Annotated in this window: 22 protein-coding genes; 8 read left to right on the forward strand and 14 right to left on the reverse strand. The window is 40.2% G+C overall.

What is annotated here, in order from left to right; all coding sequences use genetic code 11:
- Positions 1 to 113: 113 nt before the first annotated feature.
- A complete protein-coding gene (locus tag ABFX33_RS22890) occupies positions 114 to 653 on the forward strand; it encodes a tetratricopeptide repeat protein (RefSeq protein ID WP_257096415.1) in 540 nt (179 codons plus the stop codon).
- An 85-nt stretch (positions 654 to 738) separates the two neighbouring features.
- Here ABFX33_RS22890 and ABFX33_RS22895 read toward each other — a convergent pair whose 3' ends face one another.
- On the reverse strand, positions 739 to 1206 hold the full coding sequence (locus tag ABFX33_RS22895; protein ID WP_346088501.1) for a hypothetical protein: 468 nt from the start codon (positions 1204 to 1206) through the stop codon (positions 739 to 741).
- A gap of 66 nt (positions 1207 to 1272) precedes the next feature.
- Entirely contained in the window at positions 1273 to 1755 is a 483-nt protein-coding gene (locus tag ABFX33_RS22900) for a DUF4293 domain-containing protein (RefSeq protein ID WP_257096413.1), read from the reverse strand.
- 283 nt (positions 1756 to 2038) lie between these two features.
- Between ABFX33_RS22900 and ABFX33_RS22905 the strand changes: the two genes are divergently transcribed.
- A complete protein-coding gene (locus ABFX33_RS22905) occupies positions 2039 to 2557 on the forward strand; it encodes a PglD-related sugar-binding protein (RefSeq protein WP_346088503.1) in 519 nt (172 codons plus the stop codon).
- A gap of 3 nt (positions 2558 to 2560) precedes the next feature.
- Here the strand turns inward: ABFX33_RS22905 and ABFX33_RS22910 are convergent, their stop codons facing one another.
- The 3 genes from ABFX33_RS22910 to ABFX33_RS22920 all read right to left on the reverse strand — a co-directional run bounded on the left by ABFX33_RS22910 (position 2561) and on the right by ABFX33_RS22920 (position 6644).
- Complete coding sequence (locus ABFX33_RS22910) at positions 2561 to 4324, reverse strand: ABC transporter ATP-binding protein (RefSeq protein ID WP_346088504.1); 1764 nt, start codon at positions 4322 to 4324, stop codon at positions 2561 to 2563.
- An 8-nt stretch (positions 4325 to 4332) separates the two neighbouring features.
- A complete protein-coding gene (truA, locus tag ABFX33_RS22915) occupies positions 4333 to 5088 on the reverse strand; it encodes a tRNA pseudouridine(38-40) synthase TruA (protein WP_257096408.1) in 756 nt (251 codons plus the stop codon).
- Positions 5089 to 5342: 254 nt separating this feature from the next.
- Positions 5343 to 6644, reverse strand: a complete 1302-nt coding sequence (locus ABFX33_RS22920) for a UDP-N-acetylmuramoyl-tripeptide--D-alanyl-D-alanine ligase (protein WP_346088506.1) — start codon at positions 6642 to 6644, stop codon at positions 5343 to 5345.
- Between the two features lie 314 nt (positions 6645 to 6958).
- Between ABFX33_RS22920 and uxaC the strand changes: the two genes are divergently transcribed.
- The 5 genes from uxaC (at position 6959) to ABFX33_RS22945 (ending at position 13194) form a co-directional block, all read left to right on the forward strand.
- Positions 6959 to 8359: a glucuronate isomerase gene (gene uxaC, locus ABFX33_RS22925; RefSeq protein ID WP_346088508.1), complete on the forward strand. Its 1401-nt coding sequence runs from the start codon at positions 6959 to 6961 to the stop codon at positions 8357 to 8359.
- A gap of 5 nt (positions 8360 to 8364) precedes the next feature.
- Entirely contained in the window at positions 8365 to 9390 is a 1026-nt protein-coding gene (locus tag ABFX33_RS22930; RefSeq protein WP_346088509.1) for a PfkB family carbohydrate kinase, read from the forward strand.
- Complete coding sequence (locus ABFX33_RS22935; RefSeq protein WP_346088510.1) at positions 9387 to 10031, forward strand: bifunctional 4-hydroxy-2-oxoglutarate aldolase/2-dehydro-3-deoxy-phosphogluconate aldolase; 645 nt, start codon at positions 9387 to 9389, stop codon at positions 10029 to 10031. The genes ABFX33_RS22930 and ABFX33_RS22935 overlap by 4 nt, the downstream gene beginning before the upstream one ends.
- A 31-nt stretch (positions 10032 to 10062) precedes the next feature.
- On the forward strand, positions 10063 to 11502 hold the full coding sequence (locus tag ABFX33_RS22940) for an MFS transporter (RefSeq protein ID WP_346088611.1): 1440 nt from the start codon (positions 10063 to 10065) through the stop codon (positions 11500 to 11502).
- A gap of 72 nt (positions 11503 to 11574) precedes the next feature.
- A complete protein-coding gene (locus ABFX33_RS22945) occupies positions 11575 to 13194 on the forward strand; it encodes an NADP-dependent glyceraldehyde-3-phosphate dehydrogenase (protein WP_120260446.1) in 1620 nt (539 codons plus the stop codon).
- Positions 13195 to 13277: 83 nt separating this feature from the next.
- On the opposite strand, the gene ABFX33_RS22950 is transcribed toward ABFX33_RS22945, so the two are convergent.
- The 3 genes from ABFX33_RS22950 to ABFX33_RS22960 all read right to left on the reverse strand — a co-directional run bounded on the left by ABFX33_RS22950 (position 13278) and on the right by ABFX33_RS22960 (position 17870).
- A complete protein-coding gene (locus tag ABFX33_RS22950; protein WP_346088512.1) occupies positions 13278 to 15686 on the reverse strand; it encodes a TonB-dependent receptor domain-containing protein in 2409 nt (802 codons plus the stop codon).
- Positions 15687 to 15835: 149 nt separating this feature from the next.
- Positions 15836 to 17506, reverse strand: coding sequence for a PspC domain-containing protein (locus tag ABFX33_RS22955; protein ID WP_346088514.1), 1671 nt, complete (start codon positions 17504 to 17506; stop codon positions 15836 to 15838).
- On the reverse strand, positions 17499 to 17870 hold the full coding sequence (locus tag ABFX33_RS22960; RefSeq protein WP_120260448.1) for a PadR family transcriptional regulator: 372 nt from the start codon (positions 17868 to 17870) through the stop codon (positions 17499 to 17501). Before ABFX33_RS22960 ends, ABFX33_RS22955 begins: the two co-directional genes overlap by 8 nt.
- 155 nt (positions 17871 to 18025) lie before the next feature.
- Here ABFX33_RS22960 and ABFX33_RS22965 point away from each other — a divergent pair, with 155 nt between their 5' ends.
- Positions 18026 to 18409, forward strand: coding sequence for a VanZ family protein (locus tag ABFX33_RS22965; protein WP_346088516.1), 384 nt, complete (start codon positions 18026 to 18028; stop codon positions 18407 to 18409).
- 85 nt (positions 18410 to 18494) lie between these two features.
- On the opposite strand, the gene ABFX33_RS22970 is transcribed toward ABFX33_RS22965, so the two are convergent.
- The 6 genes from ABFX33_RS22970 to ABFX33_RS22995 form a co-directional block, all read right to left on the reverse strand.
- Positions 18495 to 19196, reverse strand: coding sequence for a ComF family protein (locus ABFX33_RS22970; RefSeq protein ID WP_346088518.1), 702 nt, complete (start codon positions 19194 to 19196; stop codon positions 18495 to 18497).
- Between the two features lie 42 nt (positions 19197 to 19238).
- Complete coding sequence (rlmN, locus tag ABFX33_RS22975; RefSeq protein WP_208642585.1) at positions 19239 to 20306, reverse strand: dual-specificity RNA methyltransferase RlmN; 1068 nt, start codon at positions 20304 to 20306, stop codon at positions 19239 to 19241.
- Between the two features lie 108 nt (positions 20307 to 20414).
- The gene (locus tag ABFX33_RS22980; protein ID WP_346088520.1) at positions 20415 to 20996 is read right to left on the reverse strand and encodes a MiaE family protein; all 582 of its coding nucleotides are present in this window, start codon (positions 20994 to 20996) and stop codon (positions 20415 to 20417) included.
- Positions 20997 to 21068: 72 nt separating this feature from the next.
- On the reverse strand, positions 21069 to 22109 hold the full coding sequence (locus ABFX33_RS22985; RefSeq protein WP_346088521.1) for an Atu2307/SP_0267 family LLM class monooxygenase: 1041 nt from the start codon (positions 22107 to 22109) through the stop codon (positions 21069 to 21071).
- A 76-nt stretch (positions 22110 to 22185) separates the two neighbouring features.
- Complete coding sequence (locus ABFX33_RS22990) at positions 22186 to 22854, reverse strand: AcvB/VirJ family lysyl-phosphatidylglycerol hydrolase (protein ID WP_120260454.1); 669 nt, start codon at positions 22852 to 22854, stop codon at positions 22186 to 22188.
- Positions 22855 to 22893: 39 nt separating this feature from the next.
- Complete coding sequence (locus ABFX33_RS22995) at positions 22894 to 25488, reverse strand: phosphatidylglycerol lysyltransferase domain-containing protein (RefSeq protein ID WP_346088524.1); 2595 nt, start codon at positions 25486 to 25488, stop codon at positions 22894 to 22896.
- Positions 25489 to 25535: the final 47 nt, after the last annotated feature.

Consider the following 25535-nt stretch of genomic DNA (forward strand, 5'->3'; position numbering starts at 1 on the left):
ACATTAAAAACATAATTTTACAAAATAACCACTTGAACGAGTTGCTTAAACGACGAAATTAACGGATATTTGCAGAATTAAATTGAACACAAATATTTTTTAAACAAAGATTTATGTCAAATCTCGTTAGAATCATCATTTGCAGTGCATTGCTGATTGGAACAGTTGCCTTATTTTGGACTGGAAATTGGGGATGGGGAATTCTAGGCGTCTTGATCACTATCCTAGGTTTTGTCACTGTATTTTTTCATGAATACATGCTCATCGCGCAATGGTATATGCGCAAACAAGATATGGCTAGCGCCGAAAAATGGTTGAGGAAAATCACGAATTATGAAAAACAATTGATCCCACAACAACACGGTTATTACAACATGTTGATTGGATTGATTGAATCTCAACGTGCTCCGATGCAATCCGAAAAATATTTCAAAAAAGCACTGGCATTAGGGCTCCACATGGACCACAACATTGCATTGGCAAAATTGAGCTTAGCAGGTGTTGCCATGGCAAAACGCAATAAGCGCGAAGCAGAAAAATTACTTCAAGAAGCTAAAAAAGCAGACAAGAATAAATTGTTGGCTGATCAGATCAAAATGATGAAAGATCAGATGGGCATGCTGGACAAACAACAAATCCGATACAACCGATAGGTTGAGGCAAATTGCTAAAGACTAAAAAAGCGCTGTAATCTTCATAGATCACAGCGCTTTTTTAGTCTTTAGCCGCTCCGATCAACTATTTATTCAGCAAGATAGGGACATCCAAAAATTTACCTTCCTCCTCACTACTCTCAAAAACAAGCTTAATACTACTGGGTTTATCTGTCTTCTTCCAGTCTTTCACAATGACCTGGATATCTACCGGCTTGTCCTCCTCAAGCAAGTAATGCAAATAGTTCTGTTTGTCCTCAAATCTTATCTGGACATTTCCCATCTGAATCGAAGAGAAAAAGCGAGGCTGTTTCTTCTGATCCAAAATCTGTGTGGAGAACGTATTCATTTTAAACTCCCGAGGATCTTTGCTATAAGAGATTGCAAACAAATTAATAACCAATTCATTTGTTGCCTTGTCTACATGAAACTCTTTTAAATCAAACTGAATATCATCAACCACCAATAATGAATCTGCTGACTGGGCCTTTACCGCACCGCCCACAAAGCAAAGAAAAAGCAGCGTGGCAGTACAACGAAAAATTACATTCATATTTTATACCATTTAAAAAGCCACGCTAACCGTGGCTTTCCATATTAAAAATCTATTTAAATAAAATTATGCACGCAAACGATCAGCTGAGCGAATCAATTTTTCATCCCGTCGCACTCCACCTAATGCTAGCGCACAGAAAATAATTGATATCGGCAGCAAAAAGAAACCTACTCCAATATTACCTGCTCCCAAAAATTGATTAACGGTAGTGAGATGTGTACTTGCTGAAGAGTAAAGCCAGATCGCGAAAAAGATAATCGCAACAATCTCCACCCATATCAGCAGAAGCTGTACCTTACGCTGTTTAAATTTAAAGATCGTGAAGATCGGGAGCAATCCCAATAGGACTGTCACGATGGTCTGCAGGATATAACCAAAACCACCTTCATGCACCGGCTGTCCGGCAGCAACACCATAAACACCGGTCACCTTCACATTCTTTCCCAAACCGACTAAATCACTGTAATTTACATAAGGGAATAAAAACAAGCCGAATATAACTAATCCTGCCACTAATAAATAAACAGTTTGGATACGTTGAATCATATTTTAATTTTTGTATATCAACAAATATAATAAGCTTTCTTTCTATTTAGAAATCAGAACAATCGAAAGGGCTATTTTGTTGCAACTTTTGGTAGATAAAACACGCCCTTTGACCTTTAAGTCACCTATAATTTACTCCAAACTCATTCTTTGTGGCAGCGGAATGCCCACTATACCGTGTACGAATCTAATACCAGTCCCGATTCACTATTCCACTATAGATGCGAGCTACCTCATGGAGTTCTTTTCAGAAAGCACTATCTTTGCACAAATTTAAAAGATCATGCTATACATATATGGAGCAACAGCACATGCAAAAACTGCGGTAGATGTTGCAGAGGATTTAGATATCGAAATCGGTGGCCTTATTGACAAATCTTTGTTGATAGAGGATGTATTTGACTATGAGGTCCAACTCCACCATCGGGTTAAAGATGCTGCAGAAAATTTCTTTGTTGCCGTTAAAAACCCTGGTCTCCGTGAAAGAATTGTCTCTGAAAATCCAGAATGGAATTTTCAATCCTTAATCCACCCTAAAGCCTATGTTTCAAAAAGAGCTGAAATCGGCGAAGGCTGTATCATTCTTCCTGGAGCAACCATAGCCCCAGATGTACAGATTGGCAATCATTGTATCATCTCAGGTTCGGCGGTCATTGAAAGCAACACCATCATTGAGGACTTTGTGAACGTTGGGCCAAACGTCTCCATTGGGGCCAATGTACTCGTAGGTCGAGGATCGGAAATCAAAGCGAATACACATATTGAAGACGAAGAAACCATCCCCAAAGAGAGTGTCGTTTAACGACTAAATTCCTGCGGAATGGAACTGTAGATCGTATAGCTTTTTATAGTAACCATCAAAAGACAAAAGCTCTTGATGTGTCCCGATTTCCTTAATTTCACCTTTATCCAATACGATGATCTTGTCTGCCTTTTGAATGGTGGACAAGCGGTGCGCAATGACAATGGAGGTCCGTCCCCGCATTAAATTGTCAATTGCACTTTGGATCATTTCCTCTGTTTCAGTATCAACGGAAGAAGTCGCTTCATCCAAGACCAGAATTCTCGGATCATGTACCAATGCCCGAATAAAGGAAATTAATTGCGCCTGTCCTGCTGACAGTGTAGCTCCCCTTTCCCTGACATCATAATCGTATCCGCCCGGAAGTCGCATAATAAAATCATGTGCGCCCACTTCTTTCGCTGCCTCGATGACCTGCTCCCTCGAAATTGAAGGATCTCCTAATGTAATATTATTGATGACAGTATCTGAGAACAGAAACACATCTTGTAACACCGTTGCAATGGTATTTCTTAAATAATCAAGATCATAATCGCGAATATTTACACCATCTAGCAAAATTTCCCCCTTATTGACTTCGTAAAATCGACTTAGGATGTTAATAGTCGATGATTTTCCGGCTCCCGTAGCTCCAACTAAAGCCAATGTTTCACCAGGTTGTACGCTAAAATTCACATCTCTTAACACCCAACTCTCATCATTATAGGCAAACCAAACCTGCTTAAAAGCAATTTCTCCTTTGATATGATCGGGCTTCAATGTCCCCAAATTAGGCGTCATCTCGTCCGTATCCAGAACCTCAAAAATACGTTCAGCACTAACCATACCCATTTGAAGTGTATTGAATTTATCGATAAGCTCACGAATAGGCCGAAAAATCATGTTGATATACATGATAAAGGCAACGACCACGCCCGGTGAAATCACGTCACCCATAATCTGTTTGGCTCCAAACCAGACCAACAGACCTAGTGAAATAGCCATGATAATTTCCAGAACAGGGAAAAAGATAGAGAAGTACCAGTTCGTACGGATATGAGCATTCCTATGCTGTGCATTGATCTCCTTAAATTTATCCATCTCCTGCTTTTCGCGTGCAAAATATTGGATAATCCCCACCCCGGTGATATGCTCTTGCAAAAATGTATTCAAATTAGACACCCATTTCCGGACATCTATAAACGCTGCTTTCATTGCCTCTTTAAATACATAGGTTGCAGCAATCATCAAAGGCATAGGGATGAGCACGATCAGCGTCAATTTCCAATCTGAGTAGAACATGACCCCCAATATCACAGCCAGTTGCAATAGGTCACCAATAATCTGAATCAATCCCTCAGAGAAGATATTGGAAAGTGTTTCTAGATCAGATATCGTCCGTGTAATCAACTTTCCTAAAGCTGTGCGATCAAAATACTTAAGACGCAACTGGACGATATGATTAAAGACCTGGATGCGAATATCCTTGATAACAGACTGCCCCAGGGTATTTGTCATCAGGGTATGATAATAACGGATTAAGGTCTGCACAATGACCAATGCCAGCATGGCAATCAACATATAAGACAATCCCCCAGTGTCAAAGTTCAAGATATAATTGTCTAGTGTATGCTGGATCAGCATAGGTAGGGCTGGCGCTACAGCCGCCAATAGGATTGTTAAAACGACCGATATCCAAAATGCAACATGATAGGGTCGCATATAGCGACTCATGCGTCGCAACAAATTGACATCGTATGTTTTACCTGTTATTTTATCTTGACTCACGTTAATATTTATATATAAGGGTATGCTACTTCTGTTAAATACAATCCATGTGCAGGGACAGATACACCCGCTTTGCCACGACTTTTGCTCTTGATCACTTCTTGCATAAAGGACGCTGGTTTACCCTTCAGTCCGATCTCTAACGAAGTTCCTACAATAGCACGAACCATATTGCGCAAAAAACGATCAGCGGTAATATGAAAAACGAGATCCTGCTCGTTATGCCATAACCATTCTGCTCTACGAATATCACAAATATTTGTAAAGACTTGCGTATGAGACTTGCTAAAACATTCAAAATCTTGCCTACCCAACAAAAACTGGGCAGCTTCGTTCATTTTATCGACATCAGGGCGGTCGCGCATGAAACAAGAATAGGGATAAATAAACGGATCCTTATGGAAATGAAGGTGGTACTCATAAGATCTATGCGTCGCATCGAATCGGGCATGTGCATCATCGGCAACTTCAATTAATCTTTTAACCGCAACATCAAAAGGCAATAGGGCATTAAGTGAATGAATAAAACGCTCTGGTTTTGCTAATATCCCTACAGGAGCTGCATCAAAATGAGCATACAATTGCTTCGCATGTACACCGGTATCTGTCCTCCCGGCTCCGGTAGTCTCGATAGGCTCACGCAACAAGGTCTCCAAAGCAACATTCAATACTTCCTGTACAGAAATCGCATTGTTTTGAACCTGCCAGCCATGATATGATTGCCCAAAGTAGGCTATTTCTAAAAAAAAACGTCTTTTGTCCATTATACGATACAAAGGTACATTTTTCCAAATGAGCTACATTTCCCCGAAGGACTATTTTGCTCATTTTCGTCAATATTTAATCCTCACATGACAAAACTTAAGCCGCTTTTAGATTTAACTTAGCACCTTGAGCCCACATCAGCTCCGCATCAAGTCCACCTTTTTAAGTGCACTCAGCATGAAAACATTGCGCTGGTAGGTCAGACAAAGTCCAACCTTCATACCTGGTTGACCTTAAGAAAAATAAAAGGAACTTACAGTATGTCTATCAGATTTTCAAAAGCCATACCACGGGAAGCTTTTAATAATATGGTAGCTCCGATAATCGGTTTTTCTTGCAAGGCAGTCTTCGCTTCGATTGTCATTTCATAAAACTCGGCATCATCATTTCTATGTTCAAAAAATGCCTTTCCGACAAAAATCTTGCGATCAGCGAACATACTCTTTACATTATCCACGATTTTCCGATGTTCTTCAAAAGATTCTGCTCCAAGTTCAAACATATCCCCCAAGATAACCGCCTTCTTATCGGCCTCAATAATCCGAATATTATCCAATGCAGCAGCCATACTCGTTGCATTGGCATTATAATAATCACAGATCACTGTATTTTGAGCTGTCTTCATGATCTGCGAGCGATTGTTGGTCGGTGTATAACCTTCGATACCCGAATTGATCTCCTGTGGAGAGACATTGAAATGTAGGCCCACTGCAATAGCGGCTAAAAAGTTTTCTGTGTTGTATGAACCTGTAAGTTGCGTATCGATCACATAGATCTGTGGATCTTCTTTTGTCTTCCAGGAAATCTGCAACAACGGGTTTGCTTTCATCAATTTACCGATGATATCATTACTCTCTGAAAATCCGTAAGTCACAGTTTTAGCAATTTGACGGGCAGCAGCCATTTCGGCAAGATGTGGGTTATCCCCCTGCAAAAAAAGTGTTCCTTGGTGATCCTGGAGCCAATCATATAGTTCTCCTTTGGTTTTCTTAACACCTTCAAAAGAACCAAATCCCTCCAGATGTGCCTTACCCACATTGGAGATCAGTCCATGTGTTGGTTCAGCGATTGCACATAAAAAGGCTATTTCTCCGAGATGATTTGCCCCCATTTCTATAATGGCAACCTCAACAGTTGCATCAATGGCCAACAAGGTCAAAGGAACGCCAATATGATTATTTAAATTCCCTTTTGTGGCATAAGTCTTATATTTCTGAGAGACAACCGAATATAATAATTCCTTTGTTGTTGTCTTTCCATTCGTTCCTGTTACACCGATAACAGGAATATTTAGCTGTTTCCGATGATGGTTTGCCAGCCCTTGCAGTGTTGTCAACACATCTTCTACCAAGATATATTGTTCCCCTTTTTTATAAATTTCCTCATCAATGACAACATACCTCGCTCCGATTTCAAGAGCCTGTTCCGCAAAGGTATTTCCGTTGAAATTTGCGCCTTTCAGTGCAAAGAAAATACTATCCTTCTCAATTTTACGCGTATCTGTTGTAATATTTGGATACTGTTTATAAATCTGATATAGCGATTGAATGTCCATGTTTAGAAATTTGATGAGCAAATATAACCATTCTGCCTGATTTCAGATAAATCGGGAAGCACATCTAAAATAATTAGATCCCAAATACAATCCCCGATAACGTTTGCGCATTTATTTTAATCAATTTCCTTTAACTAAGGCTTTAATATTGCTAATTTCATTGACCAATTAGACAGTTTGAAATGCGGACGACCAAACTTTAAACTCTTTTGCAATTTTTCTTTCCTTTCGCCTCAACAGCGAAAGTTATGATACTTTGTAATCGCAAAAACGGTACTGTAGTAAAATAGAATACAAGCTTATAAATTATATATATGAAAGCTTTCTTAGACGAGAATTTTTTATTAAACAACAAAACAGCAGAAGAGTTGTACCACAATTATTCAAAAGATCTACCCATCATTGATTACCATAACCACTTGATTCCGGAGCAAATAGCCAACGATATCAAGTTTGACAACATCAGTCAAGCCTGGCTTCATGGAGACCATTACAAATGGCGGGCTATGCGGGCAAATGGGGTCAATGAGCGCTATATTACTGGAGATGCATCGGATGAAGAAAAATTCATCAAATGGGCCGAAACTGTTCCTTATACATTACGGAATCCGCTTCATCATTGGACCCATCTTGAGCTGCAGCGTTATTTTGGTATAACGGATTTACTTTCCCCCAAAACCGCATCCCAAATATATGCAGACACCCAAGCCAAACTACAACAAGACAGTCATTCCGTACGCGGGCTGCTTCGGATGATGAATGTTGAGGTCGTATGTACAACCGATGACCCGATCGACAGCCTCCAATATCATCAACAGTTTGCCCAAGAAAAGGAATCTTTCAAAATGCTTCCGGCATTCCGCCCAGATAAATCCATGAATGCCGACAACATCGCAGCACTTAATCAGTATATTGACGAACTTGAAAGAGTAAGCAATCGGCAAATCAGTGATTTACAGGACTACCTGAATGCATTGAAATCGAGACATGATTTTTTCGCTGCCAATGGTTGTAAGGTTTCTGACCACGGGTTAGAGCAAATTTATGCGGAGGATTATACGGAACAGGAGATTAAGGATATATTCGATAAGATCAGAAGTAAAAAAGAAATTAGTCTTATCGAGAATCTAAAATTCAAATCGGCCATGTTGATCTATTTTGCCGAATGGGATTATGAAAAGGGCTGGGTACAACAGTATCATATTGGCCCACTGCGCAACAACAATGCCCGCATGCACCGTTTGATCGGCCCAGATACGGGCTGGGACTCGATCGGTGATTTCAGTCAAGGACGCGCTTTGTCAAAATTTTTGAATAAATTAGATAATGAGAATAAACTGACCAAGACAATCTTATATAATCTGAATCCGGCAGACAATGAACTCTTTGCGACAATGATCGGGAATTTCAATGATGGTTCTGTAAAAGGGAAAATACAGTTTGGTTCGGCTTGGTGGTTTTTGGATCAAAAAGATGGCATGACAAAACAGATCAATACCTTATCAAATATGGGCCTGTTAAGTCGATTTGTTGGTATGTTGACTGATTCTAGAAGCTTCCTTTCCTTTCCACGGCATGAATATTTCAGGCGATTACTCTGTAACATCTTCGGACACGATATCGAAAATGGCGAAATCCCGAATGATATCCAGTGGGTGGGAAAAATTGTACAGGATATCAGCTATAATAATGCAAAAGAATATTTTGATTTTTAATAAAAATGCACGGTAAAGTATTAAGTTTCGGCGAATTGTTGCTGCGGATCTGTCCAGACATCGAGCAGGATTGGATTGAACAGCATCAACTACCCTTCTATATTGGAGGAGCAGAATTAAATGTGGCTACGGCATTGGCACTCTGGGGAGTGCCATCGTCTTATCTATCAGCCATTCCTCACAATGCAATCTGTGAAGCAATTGATCTCTATTTAAAACGAAAAAATATAGACACCTCTCCCATGCAATGGACAGGAGATAGGCTAGGAATTTATTATCTACCTAAAGGAAAAGATCTGAAAAACGCAGGGGTAATCTATGACCGGGCCAACTCCTCATTTGCTAGCCTAAAAGTAGGCAGTATAGACTGGGATCAGGCATTTTCGGGTGTTCAATGGTTCCATTTCTCTGCGATCTGTCCTGCGATCAGTGCAGACATTGCCGACCTCTGCCTTGAAGCTGTTAATGTGGCGCAAGAAAAAGGGATTTTTGTGTCTTTAGATCTTAATTACCGTTCAAAGCTCTGGAAATATGGTAAGGATCCCAAAGACATTATGCCAAAGATCGCAAAACACTGTAATCTAATTATGGGCAACATCTGGGCTGCACATCAAATGCTTGGCACGCAGCTCGACAGTAAGTTCATCACACAGTCAGCAGGATACGAAGAAGAGGAATTATTACGGCAGGCAGAGCAAACAAGCAAGGAGATCATAGCGAACAACCCGCTGTGTCAATATGTTGCCAATACCTTCCGATTCGACTATGAATCCAAGGGAATAAAATATTATACCACCCTATTTAATCAGGGTAATTTAATTGAATCATCGGAATTCCGCTCGGCAGAGATTTTGGATAAAGTAGGTAGTGGAGACTGTTTTATGGCGGGCCTGATCTATGGCCTGTATTCCAACCTTTCGCCAACGGAGACACTGGAGTTTGCAACGCTCGCTGCATTTGACAAACTATTTATTCCCAGCGATGCCACAACAAGTACTGTTGAAGATATAAAAAATAGAATGATAGCATGAGTTTGAAAGAGAAAGTATTAGAAAAGATTATTGAACAGGGGATGCTTCCTTTGTTCTTCCATCATGATAAAGAAGAGAGCATTGATATTCTCCGCACTTTATATCAGGCAGGAATACGTGTTTTTGAATTTACGAACCGTGGGCCTGAAGCACTAAGTGTATTCGAAAGCTTGCTCGCCGTGAGAGACCTTGAGATGCCAGATCTTTATCTGGGTATAGGTACCATTAAATCCGTCGAAGACGCAACGCAATTTCTCCAAATCGGTGCAGATTTTATCGTTGCACCACTGGTCAATCCTGCGGTTGGAGCGCTCGTACATGAACAAGATAAACTTTGGATTCCGGGTTGTATGACACCGACTGAGATTTATACTGCTCAACAGCAAAAAGCCGCACTCATCAAATTGTTTCCGGCAAATATCTTGGGGCCAGCCTTTATGTCATCTATACGCGATCTTTTTAAAGGTCAAAAATTTATGCCTACAGGGGGTGTAGAGATCGAAATGGAAAATTTAAAAACATGGTTCAAGTCAGGAGTATGTGCTGTTGGTATGGGCAGCAAGCTGATCGATCCAAAAAATACCGACCGACTAGCTGAAAACACAAAGCTAGCACTCGAGTTCGTGTCGAAAGCACGATAAACTTAAAAAACAAAATTATAAACCTATTATGATGAATACGGAGAAAAAGGGAAATTACCGTTGGGTAATCTGCTCCCTACTATTTTTTGCTACTACGATCAATTATTTAGACCGTCAGGTACTCTCTTTGACCTGGAAAGATTTTATTAGCCCCGAATTCCATTGGACAAATACAGACTACGGTAATATTACGGCCTTATTTTCGATTTTTTACGCCATCAGTATGCTTTTTGCAGGTCGGTTTGTAGACTGGATGGATACAAAAAAAGGATTTTTATGGGCTATTGGCATTTGGTCTATTGGCGCCATATTGCACGCTTTTTGTGGCATCGCAACCTCCGGTATTGTCGCTGGTGAATGGTTTGTAGGCTTTGAGGGCGCAAAAGAAGCGATTTCTCACGTTAACAATGCGGGTCTTGTCATTAGCGTCAGTGTCAACCTATTTATCTTTGCCCGCTTTATCCTCGCCGTTGGAGAGGCAGGAAACTTTCCTGCGGCAATCAAAGCTACCGCCGAGTACTTCCCAAAGAAAGATCGGGCGCTGTCGACAAGTATCTTCAACTCAGGAGCAACAATAGGTGCCCTGGCTGCACCTTTGACCATCCCTGTTATCGCCGCACATTGGGGCTGGGAAATGTCATTCATTATTATTGGTGCCCTAGGATTCGTTTGGATGGGTTTCTGGATCTTTCTTTATAAAAAACCTGATGAAAATCCGAAAGTAAATGCTGCGGAATTAGCCTATATCAATCAGGATGATCACGAGCAGCAGCCGGAACTACAGGGGAATACAAAAGTCCCAAGAACAACAATTTCTGAATGCCTTAAATACAAACAAACCTGGGCCTTTGTCTTCGGAAAATTTATGACAGACGGTGTTTGGTGGTTTTTCCTATTTTGGATGCCAGCCTACCTCTCCGCCGTATACGATATAAAATCGTCCGATACTGAAGGACAGCTGGCTATATTCGTGCTCTATGCAATTACAATGCTTTCCATTTATGGCGGCTGGTTACCGACCTATTTCGTTGATAAGAAAGGTATGAATGCCTATGAAGGTCGTATGAAAGCCATGCTTTTATTCGCCTTTGTTCCATTAGTGGTTCTCCTGGCACAACCATTGGGACATATATCCTACTGGATACCTGTAATCTTGATCGGTTTTGCAGGCGCAGCGCACCAATCATGGTCCGCTAATATTTTTTCTACAATCGGAGATGCATTCCCAAAACGTTCCATTGCAACGGTTACTGGAATCGGTGGACTTGCGGGTGGCGTTGGTGCTTTTATCATCAATAAAACATCAGGATGGTTGTTCGATTATGCCAAGGAAACGCAAATGACCTTCATGGGCTTTAAAGGTGAGGAAGCAGGATATTTTATCATCTTCTCTTTTTGCGCGATTGCCTATTTGATTGCATGGATCGTAATGAAAACACTAGTACCTAAACTAATTTTAATAAAAAATTAACATATATTGTAAAATTTATATTATATTAGCAATATCATTACAAATATCAATCTAAACCATTTTTTAAAAACAATGAGCTTAAACTTAGAAGGTATCTTCTACGAGGAGAAAGACATTCCCGCAGAATTTACACTGGACGAACAGGTCGATCAAAGAGAGTTCCTTTCCAATGGAGAAATGATTTCTTGGACGGGTCAAGTAAACGAGGTATTTTCACCGATTTGTGTGAAGACCAAGGATGGCTTGAAACGTAAGCGCATCGGCAGCTTTCCTGTTTGTACAGAAAAGGAGTCCATCGAAGCCCTTGACGCTGCTGTAAAAGCATACGACAACGGACGTGGAGAATGGCCAACAATGAGTGTTGCCGATCGTATTACCTGTGTTGAAAATTTCACACAAAAGATGATTGCCAAGAAGGACATTGTTGTCAAGCTTATTATGTGGGAAATCGGCAAGTCTTATGCAGACTCTGTAAAGGAATTTGACCGCACAGTAGAATATATCTATGCGACAATCGATGCACTAAAAGATATTGACCGCGATTCATCACGTTTTCAGATTGAACAAGGTATCATTGCACAGATCAGAAGATCTCCTTTAGGTGTTGTTTTATGTATGGGACCATTCAACTACCCATTAAACGAAACTTTTACAACATTGATCCCTGCATTGATCATGGGGAATACGATGTTGTTCAAACCACCTAAACACGGAACGCTATTACATTACCCTTTATTAGAAGCTTTTAGAACAAGTTTTCCAAAAGGTGTAGTTAATACGATCTATGGTCGAGGCAACAAGATCGTACCTAGTTTGATGCAATCCGGCAAGATCAATGTATTGACCTTAATCGGTTCAAGCCGTGTAGCTGACGAACTTAAAAAGTTACATCCAAAAGTAAATAGATTGCGTGCAATTTTAGGATTGGATGCCAAAAATGCAGCAATTATTACAAAAGATGCCGATTTAAATCTAGCTGTCTCCGAGACTGTATTGGGTTCGTTATCTTTCAACGGACAACGTTGTACAGCATTGAAAATAATCTATGTACACCGCAGTTTAGCACAAGAATTTTTAAAACGTCTCTCTGCCGAAGTGAGCAAACTTAAATATGGAATGCCATGGGAGAAAGGAGTATCCTTAACACCACTTCCAGAAGTTAATAAACCCGCTTATCTGACTGAATGTATCGAAGATGCGAAAGCTTATGGTGCAAAAGTAGTGAATGAGAACGGCGGTCAGGTTGCCGAATCATTTTTCTATCCTGCTATTGTCTATCCAGTAAATTCACAGATGAAGCTTTATAGAGAAGAACAGTTTGGACCTGTCATCCCTGTTGTTCCTTTTGATGATCTGGAAGAGCCTATCGAATACCTCATCGGTTCATCTCATGGACAGCAGGTGAGCATTTTCAGCAATAATGCGGCGGTAGTCTCATCTTTAATCGACCCATTGGTCAATCAGGTTAGCCGTGTCAATATCAATTGCCAATGTCAGCGCGGTCCAGATACCTTCCCATTCACCGGAAGAAAAGATAGCGCCGAGGGAACATTATCTGTGGTAGATGCATTACGCTCGTTCTCCATCCGTTCATTGGTCGCTGCCAAATTTACCGAGGAAAACAAAAAACTCCTAAATGAGATTGTTAGCGAAAATGAGTCCAACTTCCTGAGTACGAAGTATATTTTTTAGTAGTTAGTATAAACCAAAAGAGGGCGTCCATTTAATTGGACTGCCCTCTTTTTTGTTACCACATATTTTATTAAGCTTTCTTTCTATTGAGCCCTATCTTTCTCTTCGTTACTCGTATCCTTTTTACGATAATTGTTTTTAAGATTACCAAATTTATACGAGTAGGTCAATCGTACTACCCTGCGATCTTGACGCTGCCTGATCTTAGAATCAAATTCGCCAAAAGTAGTGAGTAAATTCTGATTACCTGTATTGAACAAATCACTAACAGCTAGTTTTAATGAGCTTCGTTGATCCTTAAATGTTTTGGTCGCACCGACTTCCATATCCCATCGTCCTTCTAGATCATATACACTATATTTGAAAGGTGAGAAATAACGTAAATTAACATTGGCAGAAAGGCTCTTACTTAATTTTAGGTTATGCATAGAATTCGCTTGAAGCAGAAATGATTTCCGTTTGACCTGGATACCCGAAATCATACCATCGAAATCAAAATAGATTCCAGTGATGTTGTTGTTCATACTCCAGATCTTCGACACAGTCACAGGAATATTGAGGTTTAAATAGGAATTCAGGTTCCGCCCTAAATTCTCTCGAATGACCCAGGTTTCACCTTTGACCGAATCCTGTCCCATGCTTTCGACAATTGCATCTTTCACATCATTAACTCCCAGTGTCACATTATAACGTTGCAATAGCGTATAGTTTAATGTGAACTCATTGGAAAATTGAGGATTTAAATAAGGATTTCCACGCTCAAAGGTCAACTTGTCAATATAATAGTCAAATGGGTTCAATTGTCGATAATTAGGGCGCGTCACTTTTCTGGTGTACCCTAATGAGAGTATATGGTTTTCATTTAGCGAATAGGTCAAATTAGCATTGGGGAAAAGTTGAAAATAATCACGTTTCACACGTTTACTTGTCGTAAGAGAATTACCGTCCGAAATCGTATATTCTCCCCTCACACCTGCCTTAAGGCTCCACTTTCCGATACTGGTATTATAATCCAGATAACCAGCCACGATTTGCTCTTTGTATACAAAATGGTTTGTCCGTGTCGTATCATTTACCCAAGAATCATTCTGCAGCTTTTCGAAAAGGAGGTCATTATCAGACTTTACATTTGAATATTTAGCCCCCATCTCGAGCTTTGATTTTTTTGATAAGGGATGTTCATAGTCGAATTTTGCAACATAGATGTCAATACCAATTGGCATTCCACTACGTTCATTTTCTGCAGGACCAATTGGTTTACTATTGAGATCAGCATATTGATTGAGATAAGTAACACGTTTACTGCTCCTAAATTTACTCCAGTCCAAGTCAACAGTCAGTTTCCGTCCATTGGAATCTATCTTAAACTCATTATTGAGATTAGCCGAATAACGATCAAACAATTCTTTGAAAGAAGACGAAGAGCTTAATATTGTATCATAAACGGAAACAGCTGTACCAATGTTAGTTTTACTATTATTGTCATTGCATTCGGTATTGTTAGATCCATTGAATTGCAGGGTCAACGTATTTCTTGAAGATGTCTTTTGTTCAACACCGAAACGATAAGAATGATTACGTTCGTCTTCATCCAATGTTGATTTTTGATTGAAATATTTCTTCTGACCACCATTCTGTATGACACGATCGATATACAACTTACGATGAGATTTCTCATCAGAATAAGCATATGATCCAAATAGCGTGGTATTATTCCTTTTATAATTCAATGAAAGGGAACTATTTCCGCGGAACTTTTCACCATGCCCCGCTGTCAGATTAAAGGCTCCGTTAAACCCCTCCATCCGATTCTTTTTAAGGACAATGTTAATCGTTCCCACAGCTCCCTCGGCATCATCTTTTGCGGCTCTGGTCGTAATCACTTCCACAGATTTAATTTGATTGCCATCTGTACTTTTCAGAAAATTAAGCAACTGTTCGCCAGACATGTAAGTCTGTCTTCCATCAATGGTAACCGCTACCCCCGATTGCCCCATCAACTGCAAATTATTATTGTTATCGAGGCTCACACCAGGTGCACGTTGCACAATATCCAAAGCATTGTTGCCCGCTGCTAATGGAGAATTCTCTACGTTTAGGATCAACTTGCCAGGCTTACTCTCGACCATTGGGCGTTTTCCTTCCACCATGACTTCCTGCAATTTTCGGTTATCAGTATTAAGATGGATCACTGCAAGTGAATGATCGGACTTATTGATAGCAAAGGTGGCACTTCGATTTGAAGCATACCCCACCATCTTTGCTTCGACGAGATAGCTACCCGGCCCCACATCTGTAAATTGGTATTCTCCTGATTCATTCGTCCCGACAGCTTTTAGGACAACAGCAGAATTGACTTTCATCAGGTAGGCCGTTGCTAAAGGCAGCGGCACACTATCTGCAGATTGCACTTTTCCCGTAACCTTCACCTGCGCTTGGACAAAGGAGACAATCAACAAATTTAACAGTAAGCAGTAAAAACACTTTTTCATTAGGTTAATCATTTTTTAAGGCAATGAAGTTCCTACGAGGCAAATATTTATCTGGCTTTGCAGATTCAATAAGCTCATGAAGGCCTCATAATGGTATTGGCTTGTATATTTTGTCTTCCGCCCCATAGGAGCGGAAGACTTCTAAAGATTTATTTCTTTTTTATCTGAACAGACACACCGTCTTTTTTCGCATTGATGATCGTATCCCTTCGAATTACAATGGATGTATCAGCAATAACAATATGATTACTATCTGAATCATCATTTTCTTCTTCTGCAGATTCCTTTTCTGGCAAGGCACATTTTACGCCGAGCGAAGTCACCACAAATTCGACATCTCTTACATTCCTTAAATCTTTATTGTATCGGTCGCGGCAATCATAAAATGAGATGTCACGTAACTTATCCTCCAGGTTATCATTGATCACCAGTTTGGTACCTACAGGCAAAAACAATGTAACATTTACCTCTTGATCCCGATAACGCTCACCCTCACTCAACTGGAATGCATTATCAAAAATCAGTGCAGTTGAATCTTGTTTAAGGGCATAATTGATTTTGGCAGCCCTATCGGTAGCCACTTTATAGGTATTTCCTTTAGCGGAATATTCATAGCGCACATAGGGAGCCTGCAATGAATCAATACGTTCGATCCGGATCCGGATATCACGTTTCAGATAGGACGAAAAGTTATCACTTTTTATGCCGACACCACTTTTAACCCCATTTTTTAAACGGATTACCCGAATATCATTTTCACTCAAAAAGTATACAGATTGTTTTTGTAGAGGCTTCTCTTCGACAATGGTACTCGATTCTCTAAATTCTTTTGCTACTGAAGTAGAATAGTAAATAATCGCTCCTATAGAAGCCAACCACACCAAGAAGAGCGTTGTTGTCAAATAATTATTCATCGGCTTCTTTTCAAAAAGAACACGTAGAAGCAAGTAAAATAACCCTGCAAGAGGAATGAATATAGACAAAAAGCCAGCTATCAAAGCAAAAGGCACATCATTAGGCTCCATTAAATAGAATGGTCCAGAGTCGTCCATTACATCAGGAATCACGTTTACAATAGCTAATGCAAAGAATATTAATCCGATAATCAATCCAATGAGTGTAGCCCCAACAAGGATAACAAAAAAGACACCAATGGCTTTTACAATGATTTGCAACAGTTTTGTCACGCCATCTCCGGTTCGATCTAGTCCGCGTGAAAACGTATCACGTACACCGCTCATTTCCTCATCAAAAGAGCGCTTAAAATTCTGGATATTCGGCGCTTCGCCCCGCATCTCCATTTTATCCGCCCTGGTCATAGCGGGTGGCATGACAATCCAAAGAATGACATAGACCAACAGCCCCGATCCTCCGATGATGACAAACAGTGCAAAAAGTAGTCTAACCCATTTGGCCTCAATACCAAAAAAGTGACCTAGCCCGCTACAGACACCACTGAAAACGCGATCATCGGGATCACGCATCAACTTTTTCCCAACCTTAAAACCATCGGAATTTGTCTCGCGGCGAAAAGAAGCATAGTCGTCCTGATCCTCTGATTCGAAATCACTCACCCTGCCCATCTGATCAATAACAGCGTTTACATCTTCCATATTGAGAACCTCTTTACTTCCTGCCTGGATCTTCTCTGTAAACATCTCAGAAATACGGTTCTCAATATCTTCCAAAATCTCGCGGCTATCCTCCGATTGACCAAAATGCTTCTGTATATCAATCATGTACGACCGCAGTACCTCATAGGCATCTTCCTCAATATGGAAGACGATGCTATTTATATTGATAATTATTGTCTTATTCATCGCTATTGTCTTTAACTGGTTTAGTTGAATCATTGTTTCTACCTACCAATGATGTGTTTACAGCAAACACTAATTCATTCCAGGTAACATCCAATCTTGAAAGGACATCGAGCCCTTCTTGGGTAATTTCATAATATTTTCTAGGCGGACCTGAAGTCGATTCCTTCCATATATAACTCAACAAGCCATTATTTTTAAGACGTGTTAAAAGCGGATATAAGGTTCCTTCCACAACCAACAATTGGGCTTTCTTCAGTTCGCTGATAATATCGGAGGCATAAATTTCTCCTCGAGAAATTATGGATAGGATACAATATTCAAGTATCCCCTTCCTCATTTGGATTTGTGTATTTTCAGCTATCATAACAATACAAAGATATATGTATTTTATGGTACCATGCAATACATAGTACCATATAAAACAAAATAAACACAATAATCAACTGATTATCAGTGCAATAATTTTTTAAAATTATTTAAATTTCATTTCTATCAGGAAATTTTTGGATATTTATCCCCATGATTAAAATCCTACTGGACTATAAATGGTGTTTTATTTGGGCCATCATAGTTATTGTTTTGTGTACGCTTCCCGGAAATAATTTTGACACAGTGCCTAGCTACCCTGGCATGGATAAACTCGTTCATGCAGGTATGTTTTTCGTTTTCTGCACCCTCTTGTATAACGGTGTTATTCAGCAATTTAGAGGAAAACCAACACGTTGGATCCCTATTTTCATTGTATCATTCCTAGGCTTTTCATTTGCCGGATTGACCGAATTACTTCAGCTTTATATTTTTACTTACCGTAGTGGTGATTGGTGGGATTTATTTGCTGACTCTGTAGGTATTGGTATGGCGGGGTTTGCCTATCTATTGAATTACGTAAACAGAAGAGTGTAGAAGATCTTCTTCATGTACTCAGAACTATTTAATACTTTAGAGCGCTTGGATCAACGATAGCTTCATCATGGGCTGTCAAAGGCAATTATTGGGCACGAGCCAAAGTCGCCACCGAGACCTTACATCCCCACGATTCCTGCAGCGTAAGTGTAGCCGAAACGATTGTCGCACCGGTTGTTAGAACATCATCAACAAGTAAAACATGTTCTCCCAACGGTTGTGAAAGCTGTCTACAGACAAATACATCTTCTACATTTTCATAACGTGATAGACGGTCTTTACCTGTTTGTGTCATTGTCGCCCGTTGACGTTTCAGTACATCATCCCGCAAAGGAATATTCATTGCCCGAGATAGGCCTTGCCCAAAATATGTGGATTGGTTATATCCTCTTTTCCTGAGTTTACTCGTGTGCAAAGGAATTGGAACAATCGCAGATAAACCCCGATATAGCTCCGATTCAAGCAGTTTGAGACCATACTGATAACCAAAATATTCGGCCAAAAAGGGTTGATTATTGTATTTAATCTGGTAAATTAAACGCTCCACACGACTCCCCTTTTGTAGGAGTATAAAAGAGCAAGCTTCTTCGATAGGGACTTTCCCCCAAAGCTGCCTGGCAGTATCGTTATCCGAGTAAGTATGAAAATTGGTATACGGCAAATGGAAATCGCAGGCAATACAGATATATTTTTCCTGATATTTAAGCGCACAACCGCAGCACGCACATTCCTTGGGAAAGAATATGGCGACAAAATCACCCAGAATATTTCGTAGATCAAATTGCATACAGGTAACTCCCTCAGTTAAAGATACCAACAATCTTGTAAACTACGCCTCTGAAGTCTCCTTATCCTTGTCTTTTATTGCCAATTGTCCACAAGCAGCATCAATATCTTTTCCTCGGCTTCTTCTTACATTGGTAATGATGCCTTGGCTTTTGAGGTAGTTGGCAAATACATCGATCTTATCAGCTTCCGCATTCAGGAAGTCAGCAAGAGCAATTGGGTTGTACTCAATCAAATTTACTTTACAAGGCACATGCTTACAGAATCTAGCAAGTTCCTTTGCGTCCTCCAATTCGTCATTGAAATTATTGAAAACAATATATTCAAATGTTATTGGGCTCTTCGTCTTCGCATAAAAGTATTTCAGTGCTTCCGCCAATGCAGCTAAGGAATTCTGCTCATTGATCGGCATAATCTCATTCCGTTTTTTATCATTGGCTGCATGTAACGAAAGAGCCAAGTTAAAACGCACCTGATCATCACCCAATTTTTTGATCATTTTCGCAATACCGGCGGTAGATACGGTGATTCGCTTGGCAGCCATATTAAGACCATCTGGAGCTGTGATACGCTCAACAGACTTCATCATATTGGCATAGTTCAACAGCGGTTCGCCCATACCCATATAGACAATATTCGTCAGCGGCTGATTGTAATTTTCCTCAGCTTGTTTACTGATGAGCACCACTTGATCATAAATTTCATCCGCATTAAGATTACGTTTTCGATCCATATAACCCGTCGCACAGAATTTACAGGTCAAACTACAGCCGACTTGCGAACTAACACAGGCGGTCATACGTTCGGGGGCAGGAATAAGTACACCTTCTATGATATTACCATCATAAAGCCTAAAACTGCTTTTTATCGTCTTGTCTGAACTGATTTGCGACTCCTTAACTTTGACAGCATTAATCGTAAAATTTTCTTTCAGCTTTTCGCGTAGGGGCTTGCTCAAATTACTCATTTGATCAAAATCTACACAGGATTTTTCCCATAGCCACTCGTAAATCTGCTTTGCACGAAAGCCTTGCTCACCCAGCGCGGTCAGTTGATCTTTGATCTGACTCAAAGACAAACTCCTGATATCTATTATTTTACTTTTTTCAATCACGGTACAAAGATAAGAATAATTAAGTGACAAAAAATCCCGTTCTAAAGAAAATAGAACGGGACAACTGTTATGTATGTGTTTTAAAATAGGTAGATTTGCTATCCTTTAGCCATGTATGGCCTCTTTATTTCCGTAAGACTGGATCAGTTTACCCTCAAAATCCAACCATTCTTTCCAACGTTTGTCCACATCGACATCCACGGAATATTTCCTTGCAAAATTCAGAAATGTGGTATAATGGTTTGCTTCAGACACCATCAGATCATAATAAAATTGCGCTAGATCTTTATCTTGAATATTTTGCGATAAAACCCTAAACCGCTCACAGCTACGCGCTTCGATCATGGCAGCAAATAGTAGTCTGTCTATAAAAGCCATATTCCGGCTGCCATCTTTTTTGGAGAATTTCATCAGCTGACCGACATAGTCATCTTTCCGTTCACGCCCCAATGTGTAGCCCCGTTCTTTGATAATGTCAACAACCATTTTGAAATGCTCCATTTCTTCAATGGCTATAGCTGTCAATTCATGAACCAAATCCTCATGCTCTGAGTTGTTTGTGATCAAGGATATTGCATTTGAAGCGGCTTTCTGTTCACACCAAGCATGATCTGTCAGAATCTCCTCCAAATTTCCTTCAGCGATATTTGCCCATCGCGGATCTGTCAACAACTTAAGTCCAAGCATTCTACTATCTAAAATAATTTACTGACAAAGGTAGGTAATATCTCTGCTTAAAAAAAATGATAATGCGCTCTTTTAGCTATCTTTATTAAGTATCGACCTAATTTTAGGTGCTATTTTTTCGCCATAGATCTCAATAGACCGCAACATTTCTTTATGTCCGGGTGCGCCAACGTCCATGTGTGCCGAGAAACGGGTCAATCCAAATTTCTCATGGATCTCCAAAATTTTGTCCACGGCATATTCTGCATCACCAACGATAAGATGCCCCCGAGACGATCTGCCAAAGTCATATTGTGTCTTTTGATAGGGTGGCCATCCGCGACTTGCTCCGATCCGATTCATCTGTGCCGAGTAGATCGGATAATAATAGTCGGCAATCTGCGCACTGTTATCACCAAAAAAAGCATGCATGTGAACACCAACTTGAAATTTTGACATATCGTGTCCATTATCTTCATAAGCGTGGCGATACATTTCAAACAAATGGTCGAAACTTTCATACATCCCCCCAATAATTGCGAACATGACAGGTAAACCCAGTTTTCCGGCACGGATAACAGATGAAGTGGTCCCCCCTACTGCAACCCAGATTGGCAAAGATCCATTCTTTGGTCGTGGGAAAATTTCTTGATTGATCAAAGGAGCTCTAAAATTTCCACGCCAAGTCACTGGATTCTGTTTATTCAACCGAAGTAATAGTTCCAGTTTCTCCTCAAACAAATCCGCATAATCCTTCAAATCATATCCAAATAGTGGAAATGACTCAATAAACGAGCCCCTACCTGCCATAAGCTCTGCCCGACCGTCGGACAACAGATCGACTGTTGCAAAATCTTGAAACAATTTGACAGGGTCAGCCGAGCTCAATACCGAAACAGCACTACCCAACTTGATTTTTTGGGTCACTGTAGAAGCCGCCGCCAGTATAATTTCGGGAGCAGCGACAGCATAATCTTCCCGATGGTGCTCACCGATACCAAAGAAATCCAACCCGACCTGATCCATCAGTTTGATTTCTTCAATAATTTCTTTCATTCTATCCTGTGCAGCCTGGATCTGACCTGTAGCGGGATCTATCCTGGAGTCACCAAACATTCCTATTCCTAATTCCATGTGTCTTCTCTATTTAAAAACTAATTCAAAAATAGTGGGTCTTTTTATCAATTTATTTGATCTAGGATAAGAAATACTAAAAAAGAGACAGGGTTGTCTTAACCACTTTATCTGCATTGCCACTAAAATGGTGTCCACCTGAAAGATATTTCTTGTTAAAGTTTTTCAATCGAATCTTTTCTACCGGAAATTCGGTCTCATCATCTCCCAAAACAATGCTCGTTTTAATCCCCTCTATCCGATTAATCTCGGCAACAACGTCAAGGCTACGTTTAGTATTACTCCGTCCTAAGATGTCGGCGATATGAATCTCTAAATCTGTGGACACTGAGGGCTCCAACAGTACGATGCTTCGCACATTTTTCTTTACTAAGGGATCAATACGGTTTATGATAAAAGGTACTGCATCTGCTCCAAAAGAATAGCCCACAATAAAAAGCTGCTGGTTCTGTCTTGCCAAAATAAGGTTTTTGAGTGTATTCGAAATATCCGCGGCGATATCCTTGGCGGTCTTTTTCTTCCAAAAATAGTTCTTGGAGTCAATAGCAGCCACAGCGTAACCCGCATCAGCAATCAACTGACATATCTTATTTGAAAAAGAATTGAATCCACCATCTCCACTCAAGTAAAGCACCAGAGGTAATACTGCTTTATTATTCCAATATTTCATTTCGATCAAACGTTGTTGGGCGAGGGCATGAAATGCCATGCAACCAATGATAAATAAAACGGTCAACTTCTTCATAGGATCAGTAATACTTGCTAAATAAGGCTCCAAAGTATATTAATCATTAGGTTTCATCACCTTAACTAATGCAACAGGGAGCTGTATCAGATCAAAATCATTATCAAAGATAAGGTATTTGTTTTCCCAAAAGGTCGCATATTTCTCTTTAAAATCGCGCAAACTATGATAATGTTTGAAGTTTCCTAACCGTGTGGAAGCAAATTTCATAATCTTTTCTGCCGGACTATCTGTTGTTTCCAACCCAGTCATGGGAACCATTCCCATATTCAAATAACTATAATTTTGGGCTTTTGCATAGCTGATCATCTCAACTATTAGTGCATCCATACTGCCTCCTGGTGCTTCCAGCGACTTTCGGATCATATCATAAGTACATTCATCCTTGGCATAATCAGGAATAATATTCAGGAAGGCCACGATTTTGTCACTATCATTTTTAAGGACAATAATATCCTGCTCGACGAGCGTTTCGGCATTGAACATCCCCTGTGAAAAGACCATTTCTTTTTTATCAAATTCTCTCAGCCATTCGTCAGAAATGGCCTTAAGCTCTTCCAACATCGCTAGTTGCTGCGGCGCTTTCAATACTGCCGTGGTAAACCCTTTTTTCTGAATTGCATTAAGTCCATTACGAAGTGATTTACGGTCTTTTCCTTCCAGTGTAAATGTCTCTAATTCCAAAACAGCCTCTTGGCCGATTGTTATCTTTTGTTTTCGAAGCGATGAGAAATGAACCAGACTATTTTCATCAACCCGATAATAAATAGCCTTTAATCCATTTGCATAACAATACCGGTCAAACTCTTCAACCAGTTCTTCTTTATCGCCTTGTTCACAGACTGGCTCATCCAATACAATTGCAAACTCATTTGCTAGTCGATAAGCTGTAAAACCCTCAGAAATCTCGGAGAAAAAAAGATACTTGTCCTTCCCCAATTTGAAAAAATCCATCGCTGATTGCCCAAATTCGTCCAACAGCTGTTGTGCCCGTTCTAGTTCAGACTTACTCGAATCCTCGTCGGTGATCAAGCGTGGGCGAGCGAGCGCATAGATGAGTAGAAACCAGCAAAAAATCCCCAAAACTTGCGTAATCCGCATGAATTCCTGTCCAAAATTGGTATGTGGCATCAAATCATCATCAGCGAATAACAGAAAACTTCTTACGGTATGATAAATAGACTGTCGCCAAGTAAACTCAATACCAAAATGCTGTTTATCAATAAAGTAAAAGCTTAATATCTCAAATAAACAGACCCCAATCAATCCGACCGCAAATGTTACGAATCCAATCCTTATCCAGCGAATATTACTTTTAATTGGATACTGTTTATAGCTAATCCCCAAAAAGATAAGGGTCAACAGGGCTACTGATGCTTCCTCATAGTCCAATGCTTTAAACACATGTCCAAATAAAGAAAGCGCGCTGAACACAACAGCTATCCAGAATGCCACGCGAAAGCCCTTGATCAAATAGGCTGAGGTAACCAATAAACCTACTCCCAGAACAAATACCATAAACTTAGATGCGTGGATAGCTTCGAGAGGTAAATAAAACCGGTCTAGCTTCATGCGATCCGCCAACGGAGGCGTCAGTACCGAAACAATGTTGACCATACCCAAAAAGAAGATCAACAAGGCTGGTCCTACACGCGCTAAAAGCTGCCTACCGCGCCAAGCGAAAGCGATTAATCCTAACAATAGCGGCAGCCAGAATTCGAATACCCGATAAAGAATGGTTATACCCAAACCTTCGGCCTGACCGTAGCCGTATGCTTTGAAGATATATAGCATAGTTAGTTCCACCGCCCCCAATCCTCTCAAAAAAGGGGATACAATCATCAAAACCACTGATACCGTATAGGCGATAGCTGCCGCCTCAAAGGAATGATCCAAGCCCAAAGCATACATACTGACAAAAGCATGCGCTATCCCACAGCACTCCACGACGATTGAAGCCAATACCGTCCCCAAGAGATATTTCATCTTCACTTCTCCAGAAAATATCTCGTCTATATTGGAGGCAACTGCCGGAAATTTTAATTCCACCCATCGATAGATTCCTTTATGCGTACGAAAGGACCATACCAACCAAAACACAACGGCCAAAAGCACTCCCAAAATCAGTAATGAAATCCAAGCATCTCCAAAATTTTTATTGTCCCAAATGGTATATAATATCACGGGGACACCGATCAGAAAAACGGTTAGTAGTCCCACATAACCATAAAGGGCACCAGCCTGATGAATCTGTGTCGTATTTAGATTCCTCTTTCGCAACTGCGTGGTGGTATAGGCAAGTGAGCTAATACCACCTGCTGGGAGGAATACACTGAGCAGGTTTCTTTTTAAGAATAGATCTATGGCAATTTTCAAACTGATTGAAAGACCAATGGCTTTGAAACTCTGCACATACATCAGGCCTTGCAATAGGACATAGAGCAGGGTTATACCAATGCCGACCGAAACCCAAGTCAGATCTGCCGCCTTTAACTGTGGAATAATGGCAGCTAGCTCTTTTCTTTCATTTCTAAAAAAAACAAAGGCTAACAAAATGACCAAAACAGCTATTAGCTCCTTCCAATAGGTCTTTGGCGAAAAATGTCGAATGCGTTGAACAATAGTCTTGCCCATATTATCGTTTATTGTATAATAACCAACCGTATTATAAACACGAAATA

Source organism: Sphingobacterium ginsenosidimutans (assembly GCF_039536865.1).
In the GTDB taxonomy this organism is placed as follows: Bacteria; Bacteroidota; Bacteroidia; order Sphingobacteriales; family Sphingobacteriaceae; genus Sphingobacterium; species Sphingobacterium detergens.